The sequence below is a fragment of the Mycobacterium sp. E2462 genome (assembly GCF_001672685.1).
Taxonomy (GTDB): domain Bacteria; phylum Actinomycetota; class Actinomycetes; order Mycobacteriales; family Mycobacteriaceae; genus Mycobacterium.
Genome location: NZ_LZKC01000437.1, coordinates 1 through 24,605, shown reverse-complemented (window position 1 = coordinate 24,605; position 24,605 = coordinate 1). Strand labels below are relative to the sequence as shown.

The window sequence follows — 24,605 nt, the reverse complement described above, 5'->3', positions numbered from 1 at the left end:
AACCTCGCGCCCGCCGGCCCGCCCGCGCCGCCGGGGGGCGCCCCGGCCCCGCCGGAACCGCCAGCGGCTCCCGCACCGGCCGCGCCACCGGCGAGCCCGGCGCCGCAGGCCTCGCCGTCGCCCAAGCCTGCGGCAACGGCGAACGCGCCCGCGCCCAAGCGGCCGGGACCAGCTGCGGCCGGCTGACCGGCGCGTCGGCGCACCCGCCTACACTCGGCGGTGATGAGCCGTCATGAATCCTCTGCCCCCGCAGCCGAGCTGAGCGCCGCCATCCGCGCCGCGCTGGGCAAGGTGATCGACCCCGAACTGCGGCGTCCGATCACCGAGCTCGGCATGGTCAAGAGCATCGACGTCGAGCCCGGCGGCGCGGTGCACGTGGGGGTCTACCTCACCACCGCGGCCTGCCCGAAGAAGACCGAGATCACCGAGCGGGTCAGCCAGGCGGTCACCGACGTTCCCGGTACCGGCGCGGTGACGGTCAGCCTCGACGTGATGAACGACGAGCAGCGCACCGAACTGCGCAAACAGCTGCGCGGCGACGCCCGCGAGCCGGTCATCCCGTTCGCCCAGCCGAACTCGCTGACCCGCGTGTACGCCGTCGCCTCCGGCAAGGGCGGCGTCGGGAAGTCGAGCGTCACCGTCAACCTGGCGGCGGCCATGGCGGCGCGCGGCCTGTCCGTGGGCGTGCTCGACGCCGACATCCACGGCCACTCGATCCCCCGCATGATGGGCAGCACCGACCGGCCCACCCAGGTGGAGTCGATGATCCTGCCGCCCATCGCCCACGAGGTGCGGGTCATCTCGATCGCCCAGTTCACCGAGGGCAACACCCCAGTGGTGTGGCGCGGCCCGATGCTGCACCGGGCGCTGCAGCAGTTCCTGGCCGACGTCTACTGGGGTGACCTGGACGTCCTGCTCCTCGACCTGCCGCCGGGCACCGGCGACATCGCCATCTCGGTCGCCCAGCTGATCCCGAACGCGGAGATCCTCGTGGTGACGACGCCGCAGCTGGCCGCCGCCGAGGTCGCCGAGCGGGCCGGCAGCATCGCGCTGCAGACCCGGCAGCGCGTCGTCGGCGTCGTGGAGAACATGTCGGGCCTGACGCTGCCGGACGGGACGATCCTGCAGGTCTTCGGCGAAGGCGGCGGACAGCAGGTGGCCGAGCGGCTGTCGCGGGCGGTGGGCGCCGACGTGCCGTTGCTGGGCCAGATCCCGCTGGACCCCGCGCTGGTGGCCGCCGGCGATTCCGGCACGCCGATCGTGTTGAGCGCGCCCGACTCGCCGGTCGGCAAGGCGCTGCGCGGTGTCGCCGACAGCCTGTCGGCGCGCAAACGCGGGTTGGCCGGCGTCTCGCTGGGGCTGGACCCGACCCGGCGCTGACCCGACCGCTCAGGTGGCGTCGGCGTCGAACGGCGCGGGCCCGGGCGCGTGGCCGCCCGCAGGCGGGGCGCCCGGTTCGGCCGGTGCCGACGGCGCGGCGGGCGGCACGGCCGTCCCGTTGGCCGGCCGGTCGAACGCGCCGGTGAAGATCGAGTCGTCGCCGTCGAGCAGGTGCTTGGTGAGCGCGGCGCGCGGTGTCATCCCCCGCAGCTTCTGCAGCTCGCTGAGCGGCACCCGCAGGTCGTCGAACTCGGGGCCGAGGTCCTCACGCAGCTGGCTGGTGACGCCGCTGAGGTAGTCGCGGGCCTGACGCAGGGCGTTCGACGTCCACCGGATGGCGCCCGGCAGCCGCTCCGGCCCGAGGACCACCAGCCCGACCACCACGAGGACGAGCATGTGCTCCCAGCTGAGGCTGCCGAGCATCAGCTGCCGTCGGGATCCGGCTTGACCGTCAGCGTGACGTGCCGACCGTCGCGCACGACCTCGATGGGGGCGTCCTGGCCGATGGTCAGCTGCCGCACGGCGACGACGAACTCGTCGGCGTCCGCGACCTTGCGGTCGCCGACCTTGACGATCACGTCGTTCTCCAGCAGCCCACCCTTCTGCGCGGGGCTGCCCGCCTTGACGTTGGCGACCTGCGCGCCGGAGGCGATCGCGTTGCTCACCGAGCGGGTGCTGATGCCCAGCGTCGGGTGCACGATCTTGCCGTCCTTGATCAGCGTCTGCGCCACCTGTTTGGCCTCGTTGACGGGAATGGCGAAGCCCAGGCCGCTCGCGCTGTCCGACAGCGACTTGCCCGCGGTGTTGATGCCGATCACCTGGGAATCCATGTCGATCAGCGGGCCACCGGAGTTGCCGTGGTTGATCGACGCGTCGGTCTGCACGCCGTCGATCACCGTGTCGGTGTCGGACCCCTCCCCCGACAGCGGTACCGGCCGGTGCAGCGCGCTGATGATGCCGTGGGTCACGGTGCTGCGCAGCCCCAGCGGCGCGCCGGCGGCCAGCACCTCGTCACCCACCCGCACCTTGTCGGAATCGCCCAGCCGGGCCACCGTGAGGTTGTCGACGTTGTCGACCTTCAGCACGGCCAGGTCGGTCTTGGGGTCGCGCCCGACCAGGTTGGCGGGCACTTCCTTGCCGTCGTTGAACACGACGGTCGTCTTGAACTGGCTGGGGTTGTTGGCGGCCTCGGAGATGACGTGGTTGTTGGTGACGATGTAGCCGCGGCCGTCGATGACGACACCGGAGCCCTGCATGCCCTCCTGGTCGCTCTTGGACTCGATGGTCACCACGGCGCCCGCCGTCGCGGCCGCCACCTTGGCGAACCGGCCGGCCGGCGACTCGCCGTTGCCGTTGGTCGACAGCGTCACCTTCGAGGTGGTGAACGCCTCGGCCACCTCGGCGGTCTTGCGACCGATCAGCCCTCCGAGCGCCCCGATCAACAGGGCGATGACCAGCAGCACGAGCAGCGCCAGGTAGGACACCTTGCGGCCGAACAGCACGTCGCGCACGCCGAGCTTGCCGCCGTACCCCGCCGCGACCTTCGGCGCCGCCGGAGGCAGCGCCGGGGTGCCCAGGCCCGCCGCGGCGCCCGGGTCGCGCCACGGATCGTCGTGGTCGTCGGCCTCGGCGCCGTTGCGCTCCGCGGTCAGCGCGCCCGCGTCGACGGGGTGGCGCTGCAGCGTATCGACGCTCCCGGCGGGCCGGCTGAAGGCCTCCTGCAGGACGGGGTCGGACGACCGGTCGTGCGGCCGGAACTCGGCCTGGTCACGGTACTTTTTCGGGCGGACCCGGTCGGCGACGAACGATCCGCGCAGCCCGTCGGGGCGGCTGAACGTCTGGCGCGAGGTCGGGTCGACCGGCGGCCGGAAGACGGGACGGGGCGGCAAGCGGTTGCCGGCGTCGCCGCCGGAGTCCCTACCGGAATCCCTGCCGGGGTCGTTGCCCAGGCCCGGGCCGGAGTCACTGCCTTGGTCGGAGGTCACGTTGCCCCTTTAGATCCTCTGCTCGAGCGCTCGAGACAGGCCGGTGCCCGGCGAGATGCCCGGCGCAGCCGCTGTCCGTGTCCACCCTAGTATCCACGGCCGGCGCCACGGCGGCAGGAACGCGCGCGCGGGCCGGTCGGCGGCGATCGGTGAAGAATCCGCTGGCTAGCGGCGTTTGCGCTGCTGCCGGGCGTCCCGATCGGCGAGCCCGTCGGGCGCCGGCGCGGGCGATTCCTCCGGCAGGTCGTACGGGATGTCGGCCAGCATTCCGAGCAGCGCAGCCGGGATGCGGATGGGGTGTGAGTCGCGCAGGGCCGCCCGCGCCCGGCTCTGCCCGTCCACCTCGGCGGCGCACTGTGGGCACAGCGAAAGATGATGTGCGGCGCGCAGGTGCGCATTCATGCGCAGCTCGCCGTCGACGAACGCCGCGATCGCCTCCACCGACAGATGCTCGGTGGAGCCGAATTGGCGAGGCGCCCCGATCGGAGCGTCGCTTTGGGAGGCGAATTGCGCGGGCAACCAGGAGAAGGCGCGACGGAACAGGTGTCCTCGGTCGGACATCACCAGCTCCTTTCGCCGCCACCCGCGTCCCTATCTGTCGAATGTAGCGCGAGCCGGCGCCGAAGTGGCGCCCAAACCGCGGCGGTCGGCCTGGCTCAGGCCGATCGGGCCGGCACGCCGTCCGACGAGGCGCCGTGGGACGGGTGCGCGGCGAGGTAGTCGCGCAGCGCCTGGCGACCGCGGTGGATGCGGCTGCGGACCGTGCCGAGCTTGACCCCCAGCGTCGCACCGATCTCCTCATAGGAAAGGCCTTCGATGTCGCACAGCACGACGGCGGCGCGGAACTCCGGCGGCAACGAGTCCAGGGCGGCCTGCAGGTCGGGACCCAGCCGTGAGTCGTGGAAAATCTGCTCGGGGTTCGGCTCGTCGGCGGGCACCCGCTCGTAATCCTCGGGCAGCGCCTCCATCCGGATGCGGGCGCGGCGGCGCACCATGTCCAGGAACAGGTTCGTGGTGATGCGGTGCAACCATCCCTCGAAGGTGCCCGGCTGGTAGTTCTGCACCGACCGGAACACCCGGATGAACGTCTCCTGCGTCAGGTCCTCGGCGTCCTGCTGGTTGCCGGAGAGCCGGTAGGCGAGCCGGTACACGCGGTCGGCGTGCTGCCGGACGAGTTCGTCCCACGACGGCATGGCAGCCTTGTCGCCGGTCGCGTCGAACACGGCGGTCCCCTGCGGCGTGTCGGCGGGCTCGACCCATTCGTCGGTGGGGAGCTCCTGCGCGTGCGACATGCTCGTGGGGCTTAACAGGGTGGTGATGATGTCCTCCGAAGTCGTCCTGCCAAACAGTGGCATTTCTTCAATCGTGCCAACCGGCAGCTGCCAATCCGTATTCCCGGTCCAACGCGCTCCGCGATCCATACGGACACGGTCGTCCACTGGCGTATGCGCGGTATAGGAACAATCTGAGCTCCGGCTGAGAAACCGTATTGTTACCTGCGTCGAGCAGGACATATCCACCGCGCGGTGACCTTAAACGCCGCGCGCGCACCGGGCGTGTCGATGCGGGCCGATTCAGGCGCGCCTGCCCGACGCCGCCCGGAATTGGCATACGCTGCGGGCATGGACGGCACCGACGCGCAAACCCAGGGCCAGGCGGCGCCGAGTCGGGCCGAATCGCTCTTCGCGCACGCCGAGGGCTCGATCTCCGAGGACGCGTTGCTGGCCGCCGCCCGCGAGCGCGCCGTGGACATCGGCGCGGGCGCGGTCACGCCGGCGGTCGGCGCGCTGCTCAGCCTGCTCACCAAGCTGAGCGGCGGCAAGGCGGTCGCCGAGGTGGGTACCGGCGCGGGCGTCAGCGGCCTGTGGCTGCTCTCGGGCATGAGCGATGACGGGGTGCTGACCACGATCGACATCGAGCCCGAATACCTGCGGCTGGCCAAGCAGGCGTTCACCGAGGCCGGCATCGGGCCGGGGCGCACGCGGCTCATCGGCGGCCGCGCCCAGGACGTGCTGACCCGGCTGGCCGACGAGTCCTACGACCTGGTGTTCATCGACGCCGACCCGATCGATCAGCCGCATTACGTCGTCGAAGGCGTCCGACTGCTGCGCGCGGGCGGCGCCATCGTCGTGCACCGCGCGGCGCTGGGTGGGCGGGCCGGTGATCCCGCGGCCCGCGACGCCGAGGTGATGGCGGTGCGCGAGGCGGCCCGCCTCATCGCCGAGGACGAGCGGCTGACGCCGGCACTGGTGCCGCTCGGCGACGGCATCCTCGCCGCCGTACGCGACTGAATCATTTGACGAAGAAATCCGCGGCGCTGGCCCCTTGACCATCGACTGAACGCGCGTTTAGTGTACTGAACATGCGTTCAGCCGATCTGACCGCAGCGGCCCGGATCCGCGACGCGGCCATCGAGCAATTCGGCCGGCACGGCTTCGGGGTGGGCCTGCGCACGATCGCCGAGGCCGCGGGGGTCAGCGCCGCGCTGGTGATCCACCATTTCGGCTCCAAGGAAGGGCTTCGCAAGGCCTGCGACGACTACATCGCCGAGGACATCCGCGACAGCAAGACCGAGGCGGTGCAATCGAGGGACCCCGCCACGTGGTTCGCGCAGCTGGCCGAGATCGAGTCGTATGCGCCGATGATGGCCTACCTGGTGCGCAGCTTGCAGTCGGGCGGCGAGCTGGCAAAGATGTTGTGGCGCGGGATGATCGACAACACCGAGGCCTACCTGGCCGAGGGCGTGCGCGCCGGCACCATCAAACCCAGCCGCGACCCTCGGGCCCGGGCCCGCTACGTCGGCATCACCGGCGGCGGCGGGTTCCTGCTCTACCTCCAAATGCACGACACCCCAATGGATATCCGCGCGGTCCTGCGCGACTACGCCCGCGACATGGTGTTGCCCGCGTTGGAGGTCTACACCGAGGGCATGCTGGCGGACCGCACCATGTACGACGCCTTTCTGGCGGCCGACGGGCCCGGCGCGCAAGACCGGGACACAGACGTTCCAGACACCGACGAGCAAGGAGGATCCCATGCCGACTGACGAACGCCCTCCCATCGAAATCCGCGGGCTGGTCAAGCGTTTCGGCAAGCAGCGCGCGCTGGACGGGCTGGAGCTGACGGTGCAGCGCGGCGAAGTGCACGGGTTTCTCGGGCCGAACGGCGCCGGGAAGTCGACGACGATTCGCATCCTGCTCGGCCTCGTCAGCGCCGACGCCGGCCGCGTGCGACTGCTCGGCGGCGACCCGTGGACCGATGCCGTCGACCTGCACCGCCACCTCGCCTACGTTCCCGGCGACGTGACGCTGTGGCCGTCGTTGACCGGCGGCGAGACGATCGACCTGCTGGCCCGGATGCGCGGCGGCGTCGACCAGCGGCGGCGGGCCGAGCTGATCGAGCGCTTCGACCTAGACCCGCACAAAAAGGCCCGCGCCTACTCCAAGGGCAACCGCCAGAAGGTCTCGTTGATCTCCGCCTTCTCCTCGCACGCCAGCCTGTTGCTCCTCGACGAGCCGAGCAGCGGCCTGGACCCGTTGATGGAGAACGTCTTTCAGCAATGCGTCGCCGAGGCGCGGGACCGCGGCGCGACCGTGCTGCTGTCCAGCCACATCCTGGCCGAGACCGAGGCGCTGTGCGACAAGGTGACCATCATCCGGGACGGCAGGGCCGTCGAGAGCGGCACGCTGGAATCGATGCGGCACCTCAGCCGCACCTCGATCAAAGCCGAGATGACGGGCGACCCAGGTGATCTGAGCCGGATCAAGGGTGTCGAGGACGTCAGCGTCGAGGGCCGCACACTGCGCGCTCAGGTCGACAGCGAAAGCTTGGGTGAGTTCATCCGGGTGCTCGGAGACGCCGGGGTGCGCAGCCTGGTCAGCCAGCCGCCGACCCTCGAGGAACTGTTCCTGCGCCATTACGACACCGGCGACGGCCACCGGGATCGCGGCGCGCGAGCGGTGTCCGCGTCATGAGCACCGCCACGGTCGACCGACCGCGTCAGCCGGCTCACCACCCGGTCGCGCGCCGATCACACTTCGCCGGCACGCTCGGCATGCTCCGGCTGTACCTGCGCCGCGACCGGATCTCGTTGCCCCTGTGGGTGGCGTTGCTGTCGGTGCCGTTGGGCACCGTCTACGTCGGCAGCATCGAAAAGCTCTACCCGGGTGCCGCCGGGCGTGCCGGGTTCGTGGCCGCCATCATGGCCAGCCCCGCCCAGCGCGCCCTCTACGGGCGGGTGTACGCCGACAACCTTGGCGCCGTGGGCATTTGGAAAGCCGGCATGTTCCACGTGCTGATCGCCGTCGCCGTCATCCTCACGGTGATCCGGCACACCCGCGCCGACGAGGAGACCGGACGCACCGAACTGGTCGACTCCACCGCGGTAGGCCGGTACGCCAGCCTGAGCGCGGCGCTGCTGTTGTCGTTCGGGGCGTCGATCGCCACCGGCGCGCTCGGCGCCGCGGGGCTGCTCGCCACCGACGTCGCGGCCGCCGGGTCGCTGGCCTTCGGCGCGGCGCTGGCCTGCTCGGGCCTGGTGTTCACCGCCGTCGCCGCGGTCGCCGCCCAGCTGTCGCCGAGCGCCCGGCTGGCCCGCGGCGTCGCGTTCGCCGCGCTGGGCGCGGCGTTCACGATGCGCGCCGTCGGCGACGCGGGGCAACCCGCCCTGTCCTGGCTGTCGCCCCTGGGCTGGTCGCTGCAGGTCCGCCCCTACGCCGGCGACCGCTGGTGGGTGCTGCTGCTGCATGTGCTGACGACGGCCGCGCTCACCGCGCTGGCCTACCGCCTGCTCGCCGGCCGCGACGTCGGAGCGGGGCTCGCGCCCGAACGGCCCGGCCCGGGCGCCGCCGGCCCGGCGCTGTCCGGCGTCGTCGGGCTGACCTGGCGGCTGGACCGCCCCGCGATACTGCTCTGGATTGCCGGGTTGAGCCTGTACGGCCTGCTGATGGGCAGCGTGGCGCACGGCGTCGGCGACGAGTTGGGCGGTGACGGTACCGCACGTGAGATCGTCGCACGCATGGGCGGGACCAGCGCCGTCGAGCAGGCGTTCGTCGCGGTCGCGTTCACCATGATGGGCATGGTGGCCGCCGCCTTCGCGGTGTCGCTCGCGCTACGGCCGCAGCAGGAGGAGGGCAGCGGGCGCGCGGAGCCGGTGCTGGCCGGCGCCGTGGCCCGAAATCGTTGGCTGGCAAGCCATGTCGGTGCCGCACTGCTGGGTTCGGCGGCCGCGATGCTGGGCAGCGGCCTGGCCGGCGGGGTGGTCTACGGGCTTGCCGCGGCGGATCTCGGCGGCAAGCTGGCCGCCGTGCTCGGCACCGCCGCGGTCCAGTTGCCCGCCGTGTGGCTGCTGGCGGCCGTCACGGTCGCGTTGTTCGGTGCCGCGCCGCGCTTCGCCCCGGCGGCGTGGGCGGTGCTCGTCGCGTTCGTCGCCCTCTACCTGATCGGCTCGCTGGCCCGGTTCCCGCAGTGGCTGCTCGACTGCGAACCCTTCGCGCACATCCCGCTGGTCGGGGCCGGCTTCCGCGCTGCGCCTCTGGTGTATTTGCTGGCCCTGGACGTAGGGTTGATCTCTCTGGGCGCCCTGGCGTTCCGGCGCCGCGACCTGCGTTGCTAGGAGCGTGATGAACACCGGGATTCGAGTGGCACTGACGTCCGTCTGGGGCGTCGCGTCGTGGATCCTCATCCTGATGGTCCCGGCGGGGACGCTGCACTACTGGCAGGGGTGGGTCTTCATCGCCGTGTTCACCACGGCGACGATCGCGCCGACCGTCTACCTCGCTCGGCATAACCCGGTGGCCCTGCAGCGGCGGATGCGGGCCGGGCCGCGGGCCGAACCCCGCAAGGCGCAGAAGTTCATCATCACCGGCTCGTTCCTCGGCCTGTTCGTCATCATGGTGTTCAGCGCGGTCGACCACCGCTTCCACTGGTCCCACGTGCCGGCGTGGCTGTCCGTCGTCGGCGACATCCTGGTGGCGACGGGGCTGGGCATCGCCATGCTGGTGATCGTCCAGAACAATTACGCCGCCGCCACCGTGCAGGTGGAGCAGGGCCAAACCGTGATCTCGAGCGGCCTTTACGGCATCGTGCGGCACCCGATGTACGTCGGGAACGTCGTCATGATGACGGGAATACCGCTGGCGCTGGGCTCCTACTGGGGGCTGCTGTTCGTGCTCCCGGGCGTCGCCGTGCTCGTCGCGCGCATCCTCGACGAGGAAAAACTGCTTTTCGCCCAACTCGCCGGGTACACCGAGTACGGGCGGCGGGTGCGCTACCGCCTGGTTCCCCACGTCTGGTGACGACTCTCCTAGGGTGAATGCGTGACCGGGACACCGACTCTGGATCGCCCGTGGCGGCGCCGCGGCGCCCTGCGCTACGCGCTGGCCAGGATGGGGGGCATCGCCCGGCCGCCGGTGACGGTGACCCCGGCGCCGGCCGGTATCCACATCGACCGCGACGTCGACGTCCCGACCCGTGACGGAACCGTGTTGCGGATCAACGTCTTTCGCCGCAGTGACGCGCCCAAGCCGGCGATCCTGAGCATCCACCCCTACGGCAAGGACAATCTGCCGACCCGTCGGGGCGAGAAATCGACCTTCTCCGCGCAGTACCGCGCGATCCGCCAGCCGCAGCCGGTGACCTTCTCCGAGCTGACGAGCTGGGAGGCACCCGATCCGGCGTGGTGGACCGCGCGCGGCTTCGCCGTGGTCAACGCCGACTCCCGCGGCTGCGGCCATTCCCAGGGCACCGGCAAACTACTGTCGCGCCAGGAGGCCGAGGACACCTACGACCTGGTGCAATGGATCGCCGCCCAGCCGTGGTGCGACGGCAACGTCGTCATGCTCGGGGTGTCGTACCTGGCCATCAGCCAGTACGCCGTCGCGGCCCTGGCGCCGCCCGCACTGCGCGCGATCTGCCCCTGGGAGGGGTTCACCGACGCCTACCGCGACCTGATGTTTCCCGGCGGCGTGCAAGAGCGGGGCTTCAGCCGGCTGTGGTCACGCAACCTGCGCCGCGACACCCGCCACAGCTACGACCTGATGCACCTGCAACGCGACCACCCGCTGCGCGACGCGTCCTGGCGCGCGATGGTTCCCGACCTCGCCGCGATCACCGTGCCGATGCTGGTGTGTGGCAGCTTCTCCGACAACAACTTGCACAGCCGCGGCTCGATGCGGGCGTTTGCGCGCGCCGGCTCCGCCCACGCGCGCCTGTACACCCACCGCGGCGGCAAGTGGACGACGTTCTACTCCGAACCCGCGCTGGCCGAACAGCTGGCGTTCTTCCGGCAGGTGCTGTCCGGCGCCGCGGCGACGCGCAGCGTGCGTCTCGAGATTCGCCACGATCGCGACACCGTCACCGCGGTGCGCGAAGAGACGGAGTGGCCGCTGGACCGGACCCGTTGGCACGCACTGTATTTAGGGCCGGGGGCGACGCTGACACCGGACCGGCCCGCCACGCCCGGCGCCGTCACCTTCGGGACGCGGTCGCGGGCCGCAGTGTTTCGCTGGACGATCCCGGCCGACGTCGAGCTCACCGGGCCGATGGTCGCCCGGCTGTGGGTGCAGCTGGACGGCTGCGACGACGCGAATCTGTTCGTCGGCGTGGAGAAGTGGCGCCGCAGCCGATTCGGGAGCCGCTTCGTCGGATTCGAAGGGTCCTACGGCTATGGCCGCGACCGGGTGGCCACCGGTTGGCAGCGAGTTGCGTTGCGGGCATTTGACTCCGAGGCGTCCCGGCCGTGGGAGCCGGTAAGCGCGGGCGTCGACCCGCAACCGGTCCCGCCCGGCGCGGTCGTCGCCGTCGACGTCGCGTTGGGGCCCTCGGCGACGGTGTTCCGCGCCGGCGAGGAGTTGCGGCTGGTGGTCGCCGGCCGCTGGTTGTCGCCGAGAAACCCGCTCACCGGCCAATTTCCGGCGGCGTACGCGGCGTCGCCGCGCGGTCGGGTGAGCCTGCACTGGGACTCCGGGCGGCACGACGCCCACCTGCTCGTCCCGGAGATTCCGGCGTAGCCCGCCGGCCGCAGCCAAGCCCCGCACGTCCCGCGCTAGATCCAGACGCCCTTGCCCACCGCGACGACGCCGCCGGCGCTGATCGCGAAGCGCTCGCGGTCGCGCTCCAAGTCCACGCCGACCATCTCCCCCGGCCCCACGACGACGTTCTTGTCCAGGATGGCGTGGCGCACCACCGCGCCGCGACCGACGCGGGCGCCGGGCATGATGACGCTGCCCTCCACGATCGCGCCGTCGTCGACCACGACGTTGGAGGACAGCACCGAGTTGCGCACCGAGGCCGCCGAGATGATGCTGCCGGCGCCCACCACCGACTCTTGCGCCGAGCCGCCGTTGACGAACTTGGCCGGCGCCAGGTTCTCCGACTCGCCGCGGATCGGCCAGCGCTTGTTGTAGAGGTTGAACACCGGATGCACGGACACCAGGTCCATGTGGGCGTCGTAGAACGCGTCCAGCGTTCCCACGTCGCGCCAGTACGCCCGGTCGCGGTCGGTGGCGCCGGGCACCTCGTTGTCGCTGAAGTCGTACACCGCGGCCATCCCATCGCCGACCAGCCGCGGGATGATGTCACCGCCCATGTCGTGATCCGAGTGGTCGTCGTCGGCGTCGGCGCGGATGGCGTCGATCAGCACCTTGGTGGTGAAGATGTAGTTGCCCATCGAGACGAACGTGGACTCCGGATCGTCCGGTGTGCCGGGCGGGTCGAGGGGCTTTTCCACGAAGTCGCGGATGCGGCCCGATTCGTCGGCGTCGATGCAGCCGAAGGCGCTGGCCTCGCTGCGGGGCACCCGGATCCCGGCCACCGTCGCGCCGGCCCCGCTGTCGATGTGGAAGCGCACCATCTGCTCGGGGTCCATCCGGTACACGTGATCGGCACCGAAAACCACTATGTAGTCGGGGTCTTCGTCATAAATCAGGTTGAGCGATTGGTAGATGGCGTCGGCGGAGCCGGTGTACCAGCGCGGGCCCAGACGCTGCTGCGCGGGCACCGGGGTGATGTACTCGCCGGCCAGGCCGGACAACCGCCAGTTCTGCGAGATGTGGCGGTCCAGTGAATGCGACTTGTACTGCGTGAGAACGCAAATTCGCAAGTAGCGGGCGTTGACGAGGTTGGACAGCACGAAGTCGATCAGCCGGTAGGCGCCCCCGAACGGGACCGCGGGCTTGGCGCGATCCGCGGTCAGCGGATACAACCGCTTGCCCTCACCGCCGGCCAGGACGATGCCCAGCACGTGTGGCGCTTCCCTCATGACGTCAAACCTATCGGCACCCGCGAAGCGCTGCCAGGGGGAACGCCCTTTTCGCGGCCCCGCAGCGAGCAGGTGCGGCTGTCCGTCAAGGTATTTGGCCCCGCGGGCACCGGATTCGCTTGCCGCGGCGCCGGCCCCCGCCTCGCGGGGCTCGCCGACCTCGCTCGCGCCGATCGGTTCAAGGTCTCCTCGCCCCGCCTCGCGGGGCTCGTCGACCTCGCTCGCGCCGATGGGTTCGAGGTCTCCTCGCCCCGCCTCGCGGGGCGAGGAGACCTCGAACTACGGTGCGGGTATGCGGGTGGCGATGATGACGAGGGAATATCCCCCAGAAATCTACGGCGGGGCCGGGGTACACGTCACCGAACTGGTCGCTCAGCTGCGGCGGTTGTGCGCCGTTGACGTGCACTGCATGGGCGCGCCGCGCACGGGCGTCCCGGGAGTGCAGGCGCACCAACCCGACCCGCGGCTGCAGAACGCGAACGCGGCGCTGGCCACGCTGTCCGCGGACCTGATGATGGTGGACGCCGCGGCGGCGGCCACCGTGGTCCATTCGCACACCTGGTACACCGGGATGGCCGGGCATCTCGCCGCGCTGCTCTACGACGTACCCCACGTGTTGACCGCGCACTCGCTCGAGCCCCTGCGGCCCTGGAAGGCCGAGCAACTCGGCGGCGGTTACCGCGTCTCGTCGTGGGTGGAGCACACGGCGGTGCTGGCCGCCCACGCTGTGATCGCGGTCAGCTCCGCGATGCGCGAGGACATCTTGCGCGTGTACCCCGCACTGGATCCCAGCGCCGTGCACGTCATTCGCAACGGCGTCGACACCGATGTCTGGCATCCGGCAGGCCCGGAGCCCACCGGGTCGGTGCTGGCGGAGATCGGTGTCGACCCGTCCCGGCCCACGGTGGTGTTCGTGGGCCGCATCACCCGGCAGAAGGGCCTCGCCCACCTGGTGGCGGCCGCGCACCGGTTCAGCCCCGAAATTCAGGTGGTGTTGTGTGCCGGCGCGCCCGACACCCCGGAGATCGCCGAGGAGACGCGCACGGCGGTGGGCCGGCTGGCCGACGCCCGCGACGGGGTCTTCTGGATCAGGGAGATGCTCCCGACGGGCGAGTTGCGCGAAATCCTCTCGGCGGCAGACGTGTTCGTCTGCCCATCGGTGTATGAGCCGCTCGGGATCGTGAACCTGGAGGCGATGGCCTGCGGGACGGCGGTGGTGGCCTCCGACGTCGGCGGCATCCCGGAGGTGGTCGCCGACGGGGTCACCGGTTCACTGGTGCACTACGACGCCGACGATCCGGCCGGCTACGAATCGCGGTTGGCCGAGGCGGTCAATGGGCTCGTCGCTGAGCCCGAGCGGGCGAAACGCTACGGCCAGGCGGGACGCCAGCGCTGCGTCGAGGAATTTTCCTGGGCCCGCGTCGCCGAGCAGACCGTGGACATCTATCGGAAGGTGGGCGCTTAGCGCCGCCGACATCGCCTGGGAAGCGACCCGGAAGGCCCGCAAGCCTGCCCGTGAAAGCCCTAAGTGGCGCTCGTGACGCCCTTGAGTTCGTCACCCAGGGCGGCGGCTTCGTCGGGCGTCAGCTCGACGACCAAACGCCCGCCGCCCTCAAGTGGTACCCGCATCACGATGCCGCGCCCCTCCTTGGTTGCTTCCAGAGGACCGTCGCCGGTCCGGGGCTTCATCGCCGCCATCGAGTGCTCCCTCCAGGTTCGAGCTGGCCCGCCCTCGCGGACCTGGTCGGCGCCGAGCATGCCCCGCCAGCGAATTTTCTGCCACACCCGGCATCGAACTGCCACATCACCCCCCTATTGTTCCCTATAGAGGTCACCACTTGCACAAAGACCCGGTTGTGGGTGCTCACCGGGTGGTTGCGGGCACCCAGCATTCGCGGATGTGATCGTCGACCATTCCGGTAGCCTGCATCAGCGCGTAGGCGGTCGTGGGCCCGACGAAGCGAAAGCCGCGCCGCTTCAGGTCGGCCGCCATCGCCTTCGATTCGGCGGTGGCCGACGGGATTTCGGAGCCGTCGAGCGGCCGCGGCCGCGGCGGCGGCGCGTAGGACCACAGCAGCTTCGACAGGTCCTGCGGGCTGCCCAGCTCCGCCGCGGCCCGCGCGTTGGCGATGGTCGCGTCGATCTTGGCCCGGTTGCGGACGATGCCGGCGTCCGCCAGCAGCCGCTGCACGTCGGCGTCGGAGAACTCGGCGACCTGCGCGGCGTCGAACCCGGCGAAGGCGCGCCGGAAGTTGTCCCGCTTACGCAGGATCACCAGCCACGACAACCCGCTCTGGAAGGCCTCCAGACTCATCCGCTCGAACAGCGCGGTCCCGTCGTGCACCGGGCGGCCCCACTCATAGTCGTGGTAGTCGCGGTACAGCTCGAAGTCCGGCCCGGGCCGGATGCCCGCCCAGCCGCACCGGACAAGTTCCTCGTCGCTCACATTCAGTCCTGACGATCGTCGCCCTCGCCCGGTTCCACCGGCGCGCCGCCGGCGTGGGCTTCGGTGTCGCCGTTGCCGGTTCCGGCGGCGTTCACCGCGGCGAGCTGGCCGCGCAGCGCCTCCAGCTCGCGGGCCAGGCGCTCCAACACCCAGTCGACCTCGCTGGCCTTGTAGCCGCGCAGCACCTGGGTGAACTTCACCGCGTCGACGTCGGCGCCGGTCACCCCGTAGGCGGGCAGCACCGTCGCCGTCGTCCCCCGGGGCAGGGGCGGCAGCTGCTCACCCCGCCCGAACAGCAGGCTGGCCGCGCCGAACAGCACGACCGCCACCAGCACCAGCACGACCAGGTACAACAACACCAACGCCACGCGGTCGATACTGCCCTATCGCCCCGACAGTGCCGTGCTCAGCGCGGCCGCAGGACGTTCATCGGCGGGCGGTCGGCCAGCGACACCGGCGACGTGCGCTCGGTGTAGCCGAAGCCGTCGGCGCCGTCGGCGACGAATTGGGTCAACCCGACCCCCGAGTCGGGGACGCCGCAGCGCGACAGCAGCGTCGCGATGACCTGCCGGCTCATCGCGCCGAGCTCGGCCAGCGGCCGGTTACGGTGCGCCCGCACACCGAGGTTGACCTGCGCGATGGCGTCGCGGCCCAGCCGGTCGAAGGCGTCCACGAGCAGGCCGATCTCCACGCCGTAGCCGGGCGCGAACGGCACCGATGTGAGCAGCTCGCGGGTGGCCGCGTACTCCCCACCGAGGGGCTGCAGCACGTGGCCCAGCTCGGGGCGCAGCGCCGCCAGCAGCGGCCGCGCGACCAGCTCGGTGACCCGCCCGCCGCCGGTCGCCCCGGCGGCGCCTTCGGCGTCGCCCACCTTGAGGGGTCGCCGGTAGAAGCTTTTCACCAGGTGCACGCCGTCGCCGGTGAGCAGCGGCGCGACCAGCCAGGGCACGAACATCGGGTGAGGGTCGAGCAGGTCGGAGTCGACGAAGACCACGATGTCGCCGCCGGTGACGGCCAGTGAGCGCCACAGCGCCTCGCCCTTGCCGGGGCGCACGGGCACCTCGGGCAGCGCCTGCTCGCGGCGCACGACGCGGGCGCCGGCGGCCACCGCGCGGATCTCGGTGTCGTCGGTGGAGCCGGAGTCCAGCACGATCAGCTCGTCGACCAGGCCGTCCAGCAGCGGCGAGATGCTCTCGATCACCGCCGCGATGGTCTCTTCCTCGTCCAGGGCCGGCAGCACCACCGAGATGGTCCGCCCGGCCTTCGCGGCGACCAGGTCGGCCACGCTCCAGCCGGGCCGCACCCAGCTGCGGTCGGCCAGCCAGATGTCGCCGGGCCGGGCGGCGAGCATGCCGGCGTCGCTGACGTGCCCGGCGCACAGGTCCGACGCCGTCACGCGAGCCCCCTGACCGTGCGGGCCGGCGGGCGGGTGCCCTGAATCGACGCGACCATCTCCAGCACCCGGCGGGTGGCCGCCACCTCGTGCACGCGAAACATCCGGGCGCCGGCGGCCGCCGCGAGCGCGGTGGCGGCCAGCGTGCCCTCGAGGCGCTCGGTCAACTCCACCCCCAGAGTCTCCCCGACGAAGTCCTTGTTACTCAAAGCCATCAGCACCGGCCACCCGGTATTCACGAGATCACCGACGTGCCGTAACAGCGCCAGCCCGTGGAAGGTGTTCTTGCCGAAGTCGTGGGTGGGGTCGATCAGTATCCGGTCGCGGGCCACCCCGAGCGCGACCGCCCGCTCGGCGGCGGCCGTGACCTGCGCCAGGACGTCGTCGACCACGCCCCGCGTGGTGGTCCCGTAGTGGACCCGGAACGGGCGGGTCCGCGGCGCCGCGCCGCCGGTGTGCGAGCACACCAGCCCCGCACCGAACTCGGCGGCCACCTCGGGCAGCGCCGGGTCGACGCCCGCCCAGGTGTCGTTGACCAGGTCGGCGCCGGCCGCGCAGGCGACCCGGGCCACCCCGGAGCGCCAGGTGTCCACGCTGATCAGCTGGTCGGGGTAGGCGTCGCGCAGCCACTCGATGAAGGGCACCAGCCGGGCGATCTCGGTGTCGGCGTCGACGTGCTGGCCGGGCCCGGCCTTGACGCCGCCGACGTCGATGACGTCGGCGCCCTCGGCGACGGCCCGGTGCGCGGCGGCCTGGGCGGCGGCGTCGCTGAAGGTCGCGCCCCGGTCGTAGAACGAGTCCGGCGTCCGGTTGACGATCGCCATGACCAGCGCGCGATCGCCGGCGACCGGGCGGCCGCACAGTGTCGCTTCCACACGTCCATGGTGCCCGGTCGCGGCCCGCGCCGCCGCGCGGGCCGCGTCGTTCCCGAGCGCGCGCCCGGTCGCACGCTCGGCGTCACACACCGGCATCAGCCCTGCGGCCGCTTGCCCTCCGCGACCTCGTCGGGATACTCGTCGTAGAACGGCACGTAGCCCTCGTCGCGGCCGGCCAGCACGTACAGCGGGTCCTCGACGTCGGGGCCGTAGCCCTGGTCGCGCAGCTCGACCTTGCGGCTCTTGAACGTCGTCGTCTGCGCCAGCTCCTTGACGATCCGCACGAACAGCGGCAGCGCGTAGACCGGGAGTTGGCCGTAGACGGCGCGCGCCAGCGACTTGCCGTCGAACTCCGCGCCCTCGCGCAGCTTGACCGCCGCCATGCCGGCGCGGCCGCCGGTGCGCGGCACCTCGACGCCGAACACCGTGCACTCCTCGACCGACTCGTCGGACACCAGAGCGGCCTCGACCTGGGTCGTGGCGACGTTCTCGCCCTTCCACCGGAACGTGTCGCCGAGCCGGTCGACGAACGCCGCGTGGCCCATGCCCTGCGGGCTCATCACGTCACCGGAGTTGAACCAGCAGTCACCCTCACGAAAAGCGTTGCGCACCAACTTCTTCTCGCTCGACTCTGAGTCGGTGTAGCCGTCGAACGGCTGCAGCCGGTTGACCTTGCTGAGCAGCAGGCCGGGCTCCCCAGCCGGCACCCGGCGCACCCGGCCGTCGTCGTCGCGCAGCGGGGCGCCGGTGTCCGGGTCGTACTCGACGTAGGCCAGCGGCAGCGGGAAGACGCCCGTCGAGCGGGGCACGTTGAACACGTTGATGAACGCGGTGTTGCCCTCGCTGGAGGCGTAGAACTCGCAGACCCGCTTGATCCCGAACCGCTTGGTGAACTCGTCCCAGATCTCCGGGCGCAGGCCATTGCCGGCGATCACCCGCACCTTGTGCTTGCGGTCGGTCGGCTTGGGCGGCTGGTTGAGCAGGTAGCGGCACACCTCGCCGATGTAGATGAACGCCGTGGCGTCGCTGGCGATCACCTCGTCCCAGAACTTCGACGCCGAGAAGGACTTGCCCAGCGCCAGCGTCGCGCCCGAGTTGATCACCGACGACAGCGCCACCGTCAGCGCGTTGTTGTGGTACAGCGGCAGGCAGCAGTACAGGGTGTCGGAGGGCTTGAGCCGCAGCCCGATGCCGCCGAACGCGGCCAGCGCCTTGAGCCAGCGCAGGTGGGTCATCACGCTGGCCTTCGGGAAGCCGGTGGTGCCCGAGGTGAAGATGTAGAACGCGGTGTCCTTGGCCAGCACCGCCGACGCGGACGCCGGGTTGGTGGCCGGGGCGCCGACGGCGAAGCGCTCCAGGTCCTCGATGGTCAGCGTCTCGGTGTCACCGGACCCGCCGCACTCGGCCACGGCGCTGACCAGGTCGGTCTCGGCGACCAGCACCTTGGCCTTGAGCAGGCTGAGGCTGTGCTGGAGCACCTCGCCGCGCTGGTGGTAGTTGAGCATCCCGGCGACGGCCCCGCACTTGACGGTGGCCAGCATGGTCAGCACCGCGTGCGGCGAGTTGCGCAGCATGACCGCGACGACGTCGCCGTGCCCCACGCCGCGCGCGGCCAGCACCGCGGCGTACCGGTTGGCCGCCGCGTTGGCGTCGCGGTAGGTCAGCTGCTGATCCCCGAAGCGCAGGAAGACGCGGTCGCCGTAGCGGGCCGCCCGCTCGGCGAACACCGTGCCGATCGACTTCTTGGAGTTCGGCTGCGCCAGCAGCCCGGTCAGCGCGCCGCGCACGATCACCGGCGCGTCCGCCAGCAGGCCCGGCACCCGAGTTGCGATATCGGTCAGAGTGACCGCCGCGCGCGCTCCCCCGTCGCCATCGGACACGTGATCCCCTCGATTCGTCAGAAGAATGTCAAGCTCGGCGGACAGCCTAATAGGGGCGCCGGGGGACGTCGCCCGATCAGCCGGGTGCGCACGCGTCGAGCGCCGCCCGCACCTTGTCGACGAGCACCAACCGGTCCATCGCCCGCGGGGAGATGTAGCCGCCGTCGCGCAGCCCGCGCAGCCAGGTCCACAGGCCCTCGTAGTGCCCCGCGGGGTCGAGCAGCACGACGGGTTTGCCGTGCAGCCCGAGGTATCCGGTGGTCCAGGCGTCGAACAGTTCGTCGAGGGTGCCGATGCCGCCGGGCAGCACGATGAAGGCGTTGGAGCGGTCCTCCATGACCTGCTTGCGCTCGTGCATGGTCTGGCTGACGATCAACTCGTGGGCGTCGGTGTCGGCGACCTCGCGGCGCATCAGGATCTGCGGGATGACGCCGACGGTGCGGCCGCCGCGGGAGCGCGCGGCGCTGGCCACCGCGCCCATGGCCGATACCTTGCCGCCGCCCCACACCAGCGTCCAGCCCCGCTCGGCGATGGCCTCGCCGAGTTCGGCGGCCAGGGCCAGCAATTCGGGATGCTGGGGGCCCGACGCGCAGTAGACACACACCGCCCAGCCGCCCGAGGAATCGCCGTCCCGCCGCATAGTCGCCAAAGGTAGACCACCGCGATACGGCCCGTCGTATCTGGGGCTTTCGCCCTGCGGGCGGTGCCGTCGGCACTAAAATCCGGCGGTGCCGATTCGCTGGAATGTGCCCGAGCAGGCGGCCGCGTTGGACCGGCTGAACGCCGCCCTGGGCGACGCGCGCCCGGCCGGCGCGGTAGTCCTGGGACCCGACGGCTGCGGTAAGTCCACGCTGGCCCGGTTGGCCGCCGAGCGGTTCGCCGGCGGCCGGCCCGGCACGGTCACCCGCTGGGTCACCGGCACGCCGACCGAGCGCGCGGTGCCGTTCGGGGCGTTCAGCCACCTGGTGCGCATCGCCGACCTCGGCAAGCCGGCCGCGTTGCTGCGCGCGGCCCGCGCGTCGCTGGGCGGTGACGAGCTGCTGCTGATCGTCGACGACGCCCAGCACCTCGACGTGTTGTCGGCGACGCTGGTGTACCAGCTGGCGCTGGCCGGCACGGTGCGGATGGTGGTCACCGCGCGCGCCGACTCCGCCCCCGACGCCGTCGCCGCGCTCTGGGCCGACGGGCTGCTCACCCGGATCGACGTCGACGCGCCGGCCACGTCCGCCCCGCCGTCGCCCGACGCCTTCCTCGCCGAGTTGCCCGCGCCGGCCCGGTCGGTGCTGGACTACCTCGCAATTGCCGAACCGTTACCGCAGGCCACGCTGACCGCGCTGGTGGGCGACGGCGCGGTCGCCCAGGCGGTCGAGTGGGGCGCCGCCGAAACCCGGGTCCGCGGCGGGGCCTCGCAAGACCCGGTGGTCTACACCGCGCACCCGGTCTTCGCCGACCGCGCGCGGGCGGCGCTGGGTTTCGACGAGGCCCGGCAACGGCGCACCGACCTGCTCGGCCTGTGGGCGCAGCGACCGCCCGATCACCTGAGCGACCGGCTGCGGCTGGCGGTGCTGGCGCTGGACAGCGCGACCCCCCAGCGGGCCACGGAGGTCGTCGCCGCCGCACGCGACGCGTTGCGGTTGGGTGACCTGACGCTGGGCGAGCGGCTGGCCCGGTCGGCGCTGGAGCGCTCCGGCGGGCTGACGGCCCGGCTGGCGCTGGCCCACGCGCTGGCGTGGCAGGGCCGGGGCCGCGAGGCCGACGCGGTGCTGGGCGAGGTCGACTCCACCGCGCTGACCGAGACGGCGCTGCTGAATTGGGCGCTGCTGCGGGCGGCCAACCAGTTCTGGATGCTCAGCGAGCCGGAGCGGGCCACCGCTTTTTTGCAGACGGTCCGCAACCGGGTCGGTGACGACGGGGCGCGCACCACGCTCGACGCGCTGAGCGCGACGTTCGCCATGAACGCCGGCAACGTCGCGCACGCCGTGCGCGTCGGCGGCCAAGTGTTGGCGTCGCCGGCGGCCGACGATCAGGCGGTGGCATGGGCGGCCAGCGCCGCCGCGCTGTGCGCGGCGCGGCAGGGCCGCTTCGACGACGTGGAGCCGTTGGCGCGGCGGGCCTTCGCCGCCGAGCATCCCGGGCTGCTGCGGTTCACGGTCGGGCTCGGGCAGACCACCGCCCTGTTGACGACGGGCCGGCTGGACGCGGCGGCGGCGCTGGCGCAGCAGTTCACCGACTTCGCCGAATCGCAGCAGCCGGGGCGCGCGATCGGCGAGGTGCTGCTGGCGCACGTGCTGATCGCGGCCGGCGAGTTCGACCGCGCCGTCGCGCTGCTCGTGCCGGCGGCGTCGACGCTGCAACGCACCGGCTACTCTTGGGGCCCCCTGTCGCTGATGCTGCTGGCCACCGCGCTGGCGCAGCTCGGTGACACCGCCGCCGCGGCGAAGGCGTTGAGCCGTGCCGAATCCCGGCACGGCACCAAGTCGGCGCTGTTCGCCCCGGAGCTGGGCGTGGCGCGCGCCTGGCGGCTGGCGTCGATGCGCGACCGGCACGGCGCGGTGTCGGCCGCCCGCGACGCCGCCCGGATGGCCGAGCGCGGCGGGCAGCCGGGCGCGGCGCTGCGCGCCTGGCACGAAGCCGTCCGGCTCGGCGACACCCGGGCCGCCGAGCCGTTGGCCCGGCTGTGTGCCGAGATCGACTGCGCGACGGGGCGCGTCGCGCTGGCGCACGCCCGTGCGCTGGCCGCCGGCGACGACGCGGCGCTGCTGGCCGCCGCGGCCGAGCTGGCGGCGCTCGGCATGCACGCCGCCGCGACCGACGCCGCCGCGCAGGCGCGGGGCGCGCCGATCGGGCGACCGGGCTAGGCCGCGCTCAGCCGGTCAGGTAGTCGCGCAGCATGTCCACGGCCGCGGTGATGTTGGCGACCGGGACCCGCTCGTCGCGCTTGTGGGCCAGGTTCGGATCGCCGGGCCCGAAATTGACCGCGGGCACGCCGCGGGCGGCGAACCGGGACACGTCGGTCCACCCGTACTTGGCCCGGACCTGGCCGCCGGCGGCCTCGACCAACGCCTTGGCGGCGGGCCGGGATAGACCGGGCAGCGCCCCGGCCGCGGCGTCGGCCAGCTCGATCTGCACGTCAAGACCGTCGAACACCTCGCGGACGTGCTGCAGCGCGTCGGCGACCGACCGGTCGGGGGCGAAGCGGAAGTTGACCGTCACCGACGCGGCGTCGGGAATGACGTTGCCGGCCACGCCGCCGTCGATGCGCACCGCGGACAGGCCCTCGCGGTAGGCGCAGCCGTCGATGTCGACGGTGCGCGCGCTGTAGGCGGCCAACCGGTCCAACACCCCGCCCAGCTTGTGAATGGCGTTGTCACCCAACCACGATCGCGCCGAGTGGGCGCGGGTGCCGGCGGCGCTGACGACGACGCGCAGCGTGCCCTGGCAGCCGGCTTCGATGTAGCCGCCGGTGGGTTCACCCAGGATGGCGACGTCGGCGGCCAGCCAGTCCGGCAGCTCCCGCTCGATGCGGCCTAAACCATTGGCGGCGGCGTCGATTTCCTCGCAGTCGTAGAACACCAGCGTCAGGTCGTGGGCCGGCTCGGCGACCGTGGCCGCCAGGTGCAGGAAGACGGCGTCCCCGGATTTCATGTCGGCGGTGCCGCAGCCGTACAGGTCGCCGCCGTCGCGCCGGCTGGGCAGGTTGCCGGCCACCGGGACGGTGTCGAGGTGCCCGGCGAGCAGCACCCTCGATCCCAGCCGCCGGTGGGTCCGCGCCAGCACCGCGTTGCCGTTGCGGACGATCTCGAATCCCGACGTCTGGGCGCGCAACGCCGCCTCCACCTCGTCGGCCAGGCGCGCCTCGTCCCGCGATTCGCTCGGGATGTCGACCAGCGCCGCGGTCAGCGCAATCGGATCCCCGCCCAAGTCCAGCACGAACCTGAGGGTAATCGCTGCGGCGGTGCGTGCCGCGCTAGACGAACACCTGCGTCGGCATCACCTTGGGTTTGACGCCGTACCGCGGCCCCACGCCGTAGCCGCCGCGCCCGGCCGAGGCCACCGCCGGCATGCCCGTCGCCCAGGTGGTCTGCGGTTCCCCATCGAGGGGCGCGGCCCATTCCGAACCGGCCAGCGTCGGTGGTGGGCCGGCCGGGGTTGCCGCCGACCAGGCGGCCGGCACCCGCAGCGCGCCGATCACGTTCGCCGAGCCCAGACTCGCCAGCACCGGGGTGGCCGCGGAGCCGGCCGGGGCCCCCGCGGCCACCAGAGCGCCCGCGCCGCCCAAGCCCGCCGTCTGACAACCCGCCAAACAGGAGCAGAGCAATGGCTTTCGACTTCGGGGCGCTGCCGCCCGAGACCAATTCCCTGCGCATGTACACCGGCGCCGGCGCCGGGCCGATGCTGGCCGCCGCGGCGGCGTTCGGCGCACTCGCCGACGAGCTGAACAGCACCGCCCTGGGCAGTCAGTCGGCGATCGCGAACCTCACCGGCGACGAGTGGATCGGGCCGTCGTCGGCCGCGATGGCGAGCGCCGTCGAGCCGTACCTGACGTGGCTGCGCACCACCGCGGGTGAACTCGAGCACGCCGCCGCCCAGGCCATGGCGTCGGCGGCGGCCTACGAGGCGGCGTTCGCGATGACGGTGCCGCCGGCCGTCGTCGCCGCCAACCGGGCCCAACTCGCCGCGCTGCTCGCCACCAATGTGCTCGGGCAGAACACCGCGGCCATCGCCGCCACCGAGGCGCAATACGGCGAGATGTGGGCCGCCGACGCCGCCGCCATGTACGGCTACGCGGTGGCGTCGGCGGCCGCCGCGCGGCTGAGCCCGCTCACGGCGCCGCCCCCGGCCACCGACCAGGCCGGAGGTTTGGCGCCGTCGTCGGCGGCCGCGGCCACGACGAACGGGTTGCACCAAGCCGTGTCCAACGCGCCCGACCTGGTGCAGTCGCTGGCGGATCCGACCGCGACCCCGCTGGACGACATCCTCGGCAACTCGGTGGTCTCCAACGTCGGCAACGCCGCGTTCGACGATGTGTCGTGGAACGTGTTCAACGCCATCGTGTCCGGGGTGCTCTACCAGCACACCGTGGACACGGCCGTGCCCGCGGCGGCGGTGGCCGGCGGGCTGGGCGGCGCGGTGCTGGCCGCCGGGACCCCACCGGCCGCCCAGCCGGGAGGCACCGACAACGCGCCGATCGACGGGCCCCCGCCCACGTTCGCGAGGTCCCCGGTGGGTTGCCCGCGATGGCCAGCACCGGCCGCGGCGGCTCCGGCCTCGGCGCGCCGCGTTACGGCGTCAAGCCCACCGTCATGCCCAAGCCCGCCGTCTGACAACCCGCCAAACAGGAGCAGAGCAATGGCTTTCGACTTCGGGGCGCTGCCGCCCGAGACCAA

General features: G+C 72.1%; 24 protein-coding genes and 1 pseudogene. 11 read left to right on the top strand and 14 right to left on the bottom strand.

The genetic code is table 11. The features are described 5' to 3' along the window. Positions 1–236, top strand: a 236-nt coding sequence (locus A5714_RS27330) for a hypothetical protein (protein ID WP_231975958.1), incomplete at its 5' end; no start/stop codon positions are given. Further along, positions 223–1,380: an Mrp/NBP35 family ATP-binding protein gene (locus A5714_RS22380; RefSeq protein ID WP_156671148.1), complete on the top strand. Its 1,158-nt coding sequence runs from the start codon at positions 223–225 to the stop codon at positions 1,378–1,380. The genes A5714_RS27330 and A5714_RS22380, both read left to right, overlap by 14 nt. A gap of 9 nt (positions 1,381–1,389) precedes the next feature. Here the strand turns inward: A5714_RS22380 and tatB are convergent, their stop codons facing one another. The 4 genes from tatB to sigE form a co-directional block, all read right to left on the bottom strand. Then, positions 1,390–1,803, bottom strand: coding sequence for a Sec-independent protein translocase protein TatB (tatB, locus tag A5714_RS22375; protein WP_068069577.1), 414 nt, complete (start codon positions 1,801–1,803; stop codon positions 1,390–1,392). Further along, positions 1,803–3,329: a S1C family serine protease gene (locus A5714_RS22370; protein WP_068288980.1), complete on the bottom strand. Its 1,527-nt coding sequence runs from the start codon at positions 3,327–3,329 to the stop codon at positions 1,803–1,805. The genes tatB and A5714_RS22370 overlap by 1 nt, the downstream gene beginning before the upstream one ends. Positions 3,330–3,530: 201 nt before the next feature. Then, complete coding sequence (gene rseA / locus A5714_RS22365; RefSeq protein WP_068069627.1) at positions 3,531–3,926, bottom strand: anti-sigma E factor RseA; 396 nt, start codon at positions 3,924–3,926, stop codon at positions 3,531–3,533. 95 nt (positions 3,927–4,021) lie between these two features. After that, positions 4,022–4,786, bottom strand: a complete 765-nt coding sequence (sigE, locus tag A5714_RS22360) for an RNA polymerase sigma factor SigE (protein ID WP_068288970.1) — start codon at positions 4,784–4,786, stop codon at positions 4,022–4,024. 201 nt (positions 4,787–4,987) lie between these two features. Between sigE and A5714_RS22355 the strand changes: the two genes are divergently transcribed. From A5714_RS22355 to A5714_RS22330, 6 genes are all read left to right on the top strand, one after another. Next, complete coding sequence (locus tag A5714_RS22355; RefSeq protein ID WP_068069576.1) at positions 4,988–5,656, top strand: O-methyltransferase; 669 nt, start codon at positions 4,988–4,990, stop codon at positions 5,654–5,656. 71 nt (positions 5,657–5,727) lie between these two features. Next, a complete protein-coding gene (locus A5714_RS22350; protein ID WP_082959914.1) occupies positions 5,728–6,411 on the top strand; it encodes a TetR/AcrR family transcriptional regulator in 684 nt (227 codons plus the stop codon). Next, the gene (locus A5714_RS22345; protein WP_068288967.1) at positions 6,401–7,339 is read left to right on the top strand and encodes an ABC transporter ATP-binding protein; all 939 of its coding nucleotides are present in this window, start codon (positions 6,401–6,403) and stop codon (positions 7,337–7,339) included. Before A5714_RS22350 ends, A5714_RS22345 begins: the two co-directional genes overlap by 11 nt. Continuing rightward, positions 7,336–8,979, top strand: a complete 1,644-nt coding sequence (locus A5714_RS22340; protein ID WP_197513872.1) for an ABC transporter permease — start codon at positions 7,336–7,338, stop codon at positions 8,977–8,979. The genes A5714_RS22345 and A5714_RS22340 overlap by 4 nt, the downstream gene beginning before the upstream one ends. Before the next feature lie 7 nt (positions 8,980–8,986). Then, the gene (locus A5714_RS22335) at positions 8,987–9,661 is read left to right on the top strand and encodes an isoprenylcysteine carboxylmethyltransferase family protein (RefSeq protein WP_068069574.1); all 675 of its coding nucleotides are present in this window, start codon (positions 8,987–8,989) and stop codon (positions 9,659–9,661) included. Between the two features lie 90 nt (positions 9,662–9,751). Continuing rightward, on the top strand, positions 9,752–11,374 hold the full coding sequence (locus tag A5714_RS22330) for a CocE/NonD family hydrolase (RefSeq protein ID WP_082959917.1): 1,623 nt from the start codon (positions 9,752–9,754) through the stop codon (positions 11,372–11,374). A gap of 35 nt (positions 11,375–11,409) precedes the next feature. Here A5714_RS22330 and glgC read toward each other — a convergent pair whose 3' ends face one another. After that, positions 11,410–12,624 carry a glucose-1-phosphate adenylyltransferase gene (gene glgC / locus A5714_RS22325; protein ID WP_068288964.1) on the bottom strand — a complete coding sequence of 405 codons (1,215 nt, stop codon included), beginning with the start codon at positions 12,622–12,624 and terminating at the stop codon, positions 11,410–11,412. A 292-nt stretch (positions 12,625–12,916) separates the two neighbouring features. Here glgC and glgA point away from each other — a divergent pair, with 292 nt between their 5' ends. After that, positions 12,917–14,089 carry a glycogen synthase gene (gene glgA, locus A5714_RS22320; RefSeq protein WP_068288961.1) on the top strand — a complete coding sequence of 391 codons (1,173 nt, stop codon included), beginning with the start codon at positions 12,917–12,919 and terminating at the stop codon, positions 14,087–14,089. A gap of 59 nt (positions 14,090–14,148) precedes the next feature. Here the strand turns inward: glgA and A5714_RS22315 are convergent, their stop codons facing one another. The 7 genes from A5714_RS22315 to A5714_RS22285 all read right to left on the bottom strand — a co-directional run bounded on the left by A5714_RS22315 (position 14,149) and on the right by A5714_RS22285 (position 19,858). Then, positions 14,149–14,322: a DUF3117 domain-containing protein gene (locus A5714_RS22315; RefSeq protein WP_068069619.1), complete on the bottom strand. Its 174-nt coding sequence runs from the start codon at positions 14,320–14,322 to the stop codon at positions 14,149–14,151. A 166-nt stretch (positions 14,323–14,488) separates the two neighbouring features. Continuing rightward, positions 14,489–15,070 carry a DNA-3-methyladenine glycosylase I gene (locus A5714_RS22310; protein WP_068069571.1) on the bottom strand — a complete coding sequence of 194 codons (582 nt, stop codon included), beginning with the start codon at positions 15,068–15,070 and terminating at the stop codon, positions 14,489–14,491. 2 nt (positions 15,071–15,072) lie between these two features. After that, entirely contained in the window at positions 15,073–15,438 is a 366-nt protein-coding gene (locus A5714_RS22305) for a DivIVA domain-containing protein (protein ID WP_068288958.1), read from the bottom strand. 38 nt (positions 15,439–15,476) lie between these two features. Beyond that, positions 15,477–16,466: a glucosyl-3-phosphoglycerate synthase gene (locus A5714_RS22300; protein WP_068288956.1), complete on the bottom strand. Its 990-nt coding sequence runs from the start codon at positions 16,464–16,466 to the stop codon at positions 15,477–15,479. Then, positions 16,463–17,434, bottom strand: a complete 972-nt coding sequence (gene folP / locus A5714_RS22295; protein ID WP_369829465.1) for a dihydropteroate synthase — start codon at positions 17,432–17,434, stop codon at positions 16,463–16,465. The genes A5714_RS22300 and folP overlap by 4 nt, the downstream gene beginning before the upstream one ends. Next, the gene (fadD6, locus tag A5714_RS22290) at positions 17,434–19,218 is read right to left on the bottom strand and encodes a long-chain-acyl-CoA synthetase FadD6 (protein ID WP_068288953.1); all 1,785 of its coding nucleotides are present in this window, start codon (positions 19,216–19,218) and stop codon (positions 17,434–17,436) included. The genes folP and fadD6 overlap by 1 nt, the downstream gene beginning before the upstream one ends. A gap of 76 nt (positions 19,219–19,294) precedes the next feature. Then, positions 19,295–19,858: a TIGR00730 family Rossman fold protein gene (locus tag A5714_RS22285; protein ID WP_068288950.1), complete on the bottom strand. Its 564-nt coding sequence runs from the start codon at positions 19,856–19,858 to the stop codon at positions 19,295–19,297. Positions 19,859–19,946: 88 nt separating this feature from the next. Between A5714_RS22285 and A5714_RS22280 the strand changes: the two genes are divergently transcribed. Next, the gene (locus A5714_RS22280) at positions 19,947–22,076 is read left to right on the top strand and encodes an AAA family ATPase (protein WP_068288947.1); all 2,130 of its coding nucleotides are present in this window, start codon (positions 19,947–19,949) and stop codon (positions 22,074–22,076) included. A gap of 7 nt (positions 22,077–22,083) precedes the next feature. On the opposite strand, the gene dapE is transcribed toward A5714_RS22280, so the two are convergent. Continuing rightward, positions 22,084–23,148, bottom strand: a complete 1,065-nt coding sequence (gene dapE / locus A5714_RS22275; RefSeq protein WP_068288944.1) for a succinyl-diaminopimelate desuccinylase — start codon at positions 23,146–23,148, stop codon at positions 22,084–22,086. Between the two features lie 37 nt (positions 23,149–23,185). Further along, entirely contained in the window at positions 23,186–23,497 is a 312-nt protein-coding gene (locus A5714_RS22270; RefSeq protein WP_068288941.1) for a PE/PPE C-terminal domain-containing protein, read from the bottom strand. 38 nt (positions 23,498–23,535) lie between these two features. Here A5714_RS22270 and A5714_RS22265 point away from each other — a divergent pair. After that, positions 23,536–24,542 (top strand): annotated as a pseudogene (locus A5714_RS22265) (PPE family protein). Positions 24,543–24,605 lie beyond the last annotated feature (63 nt).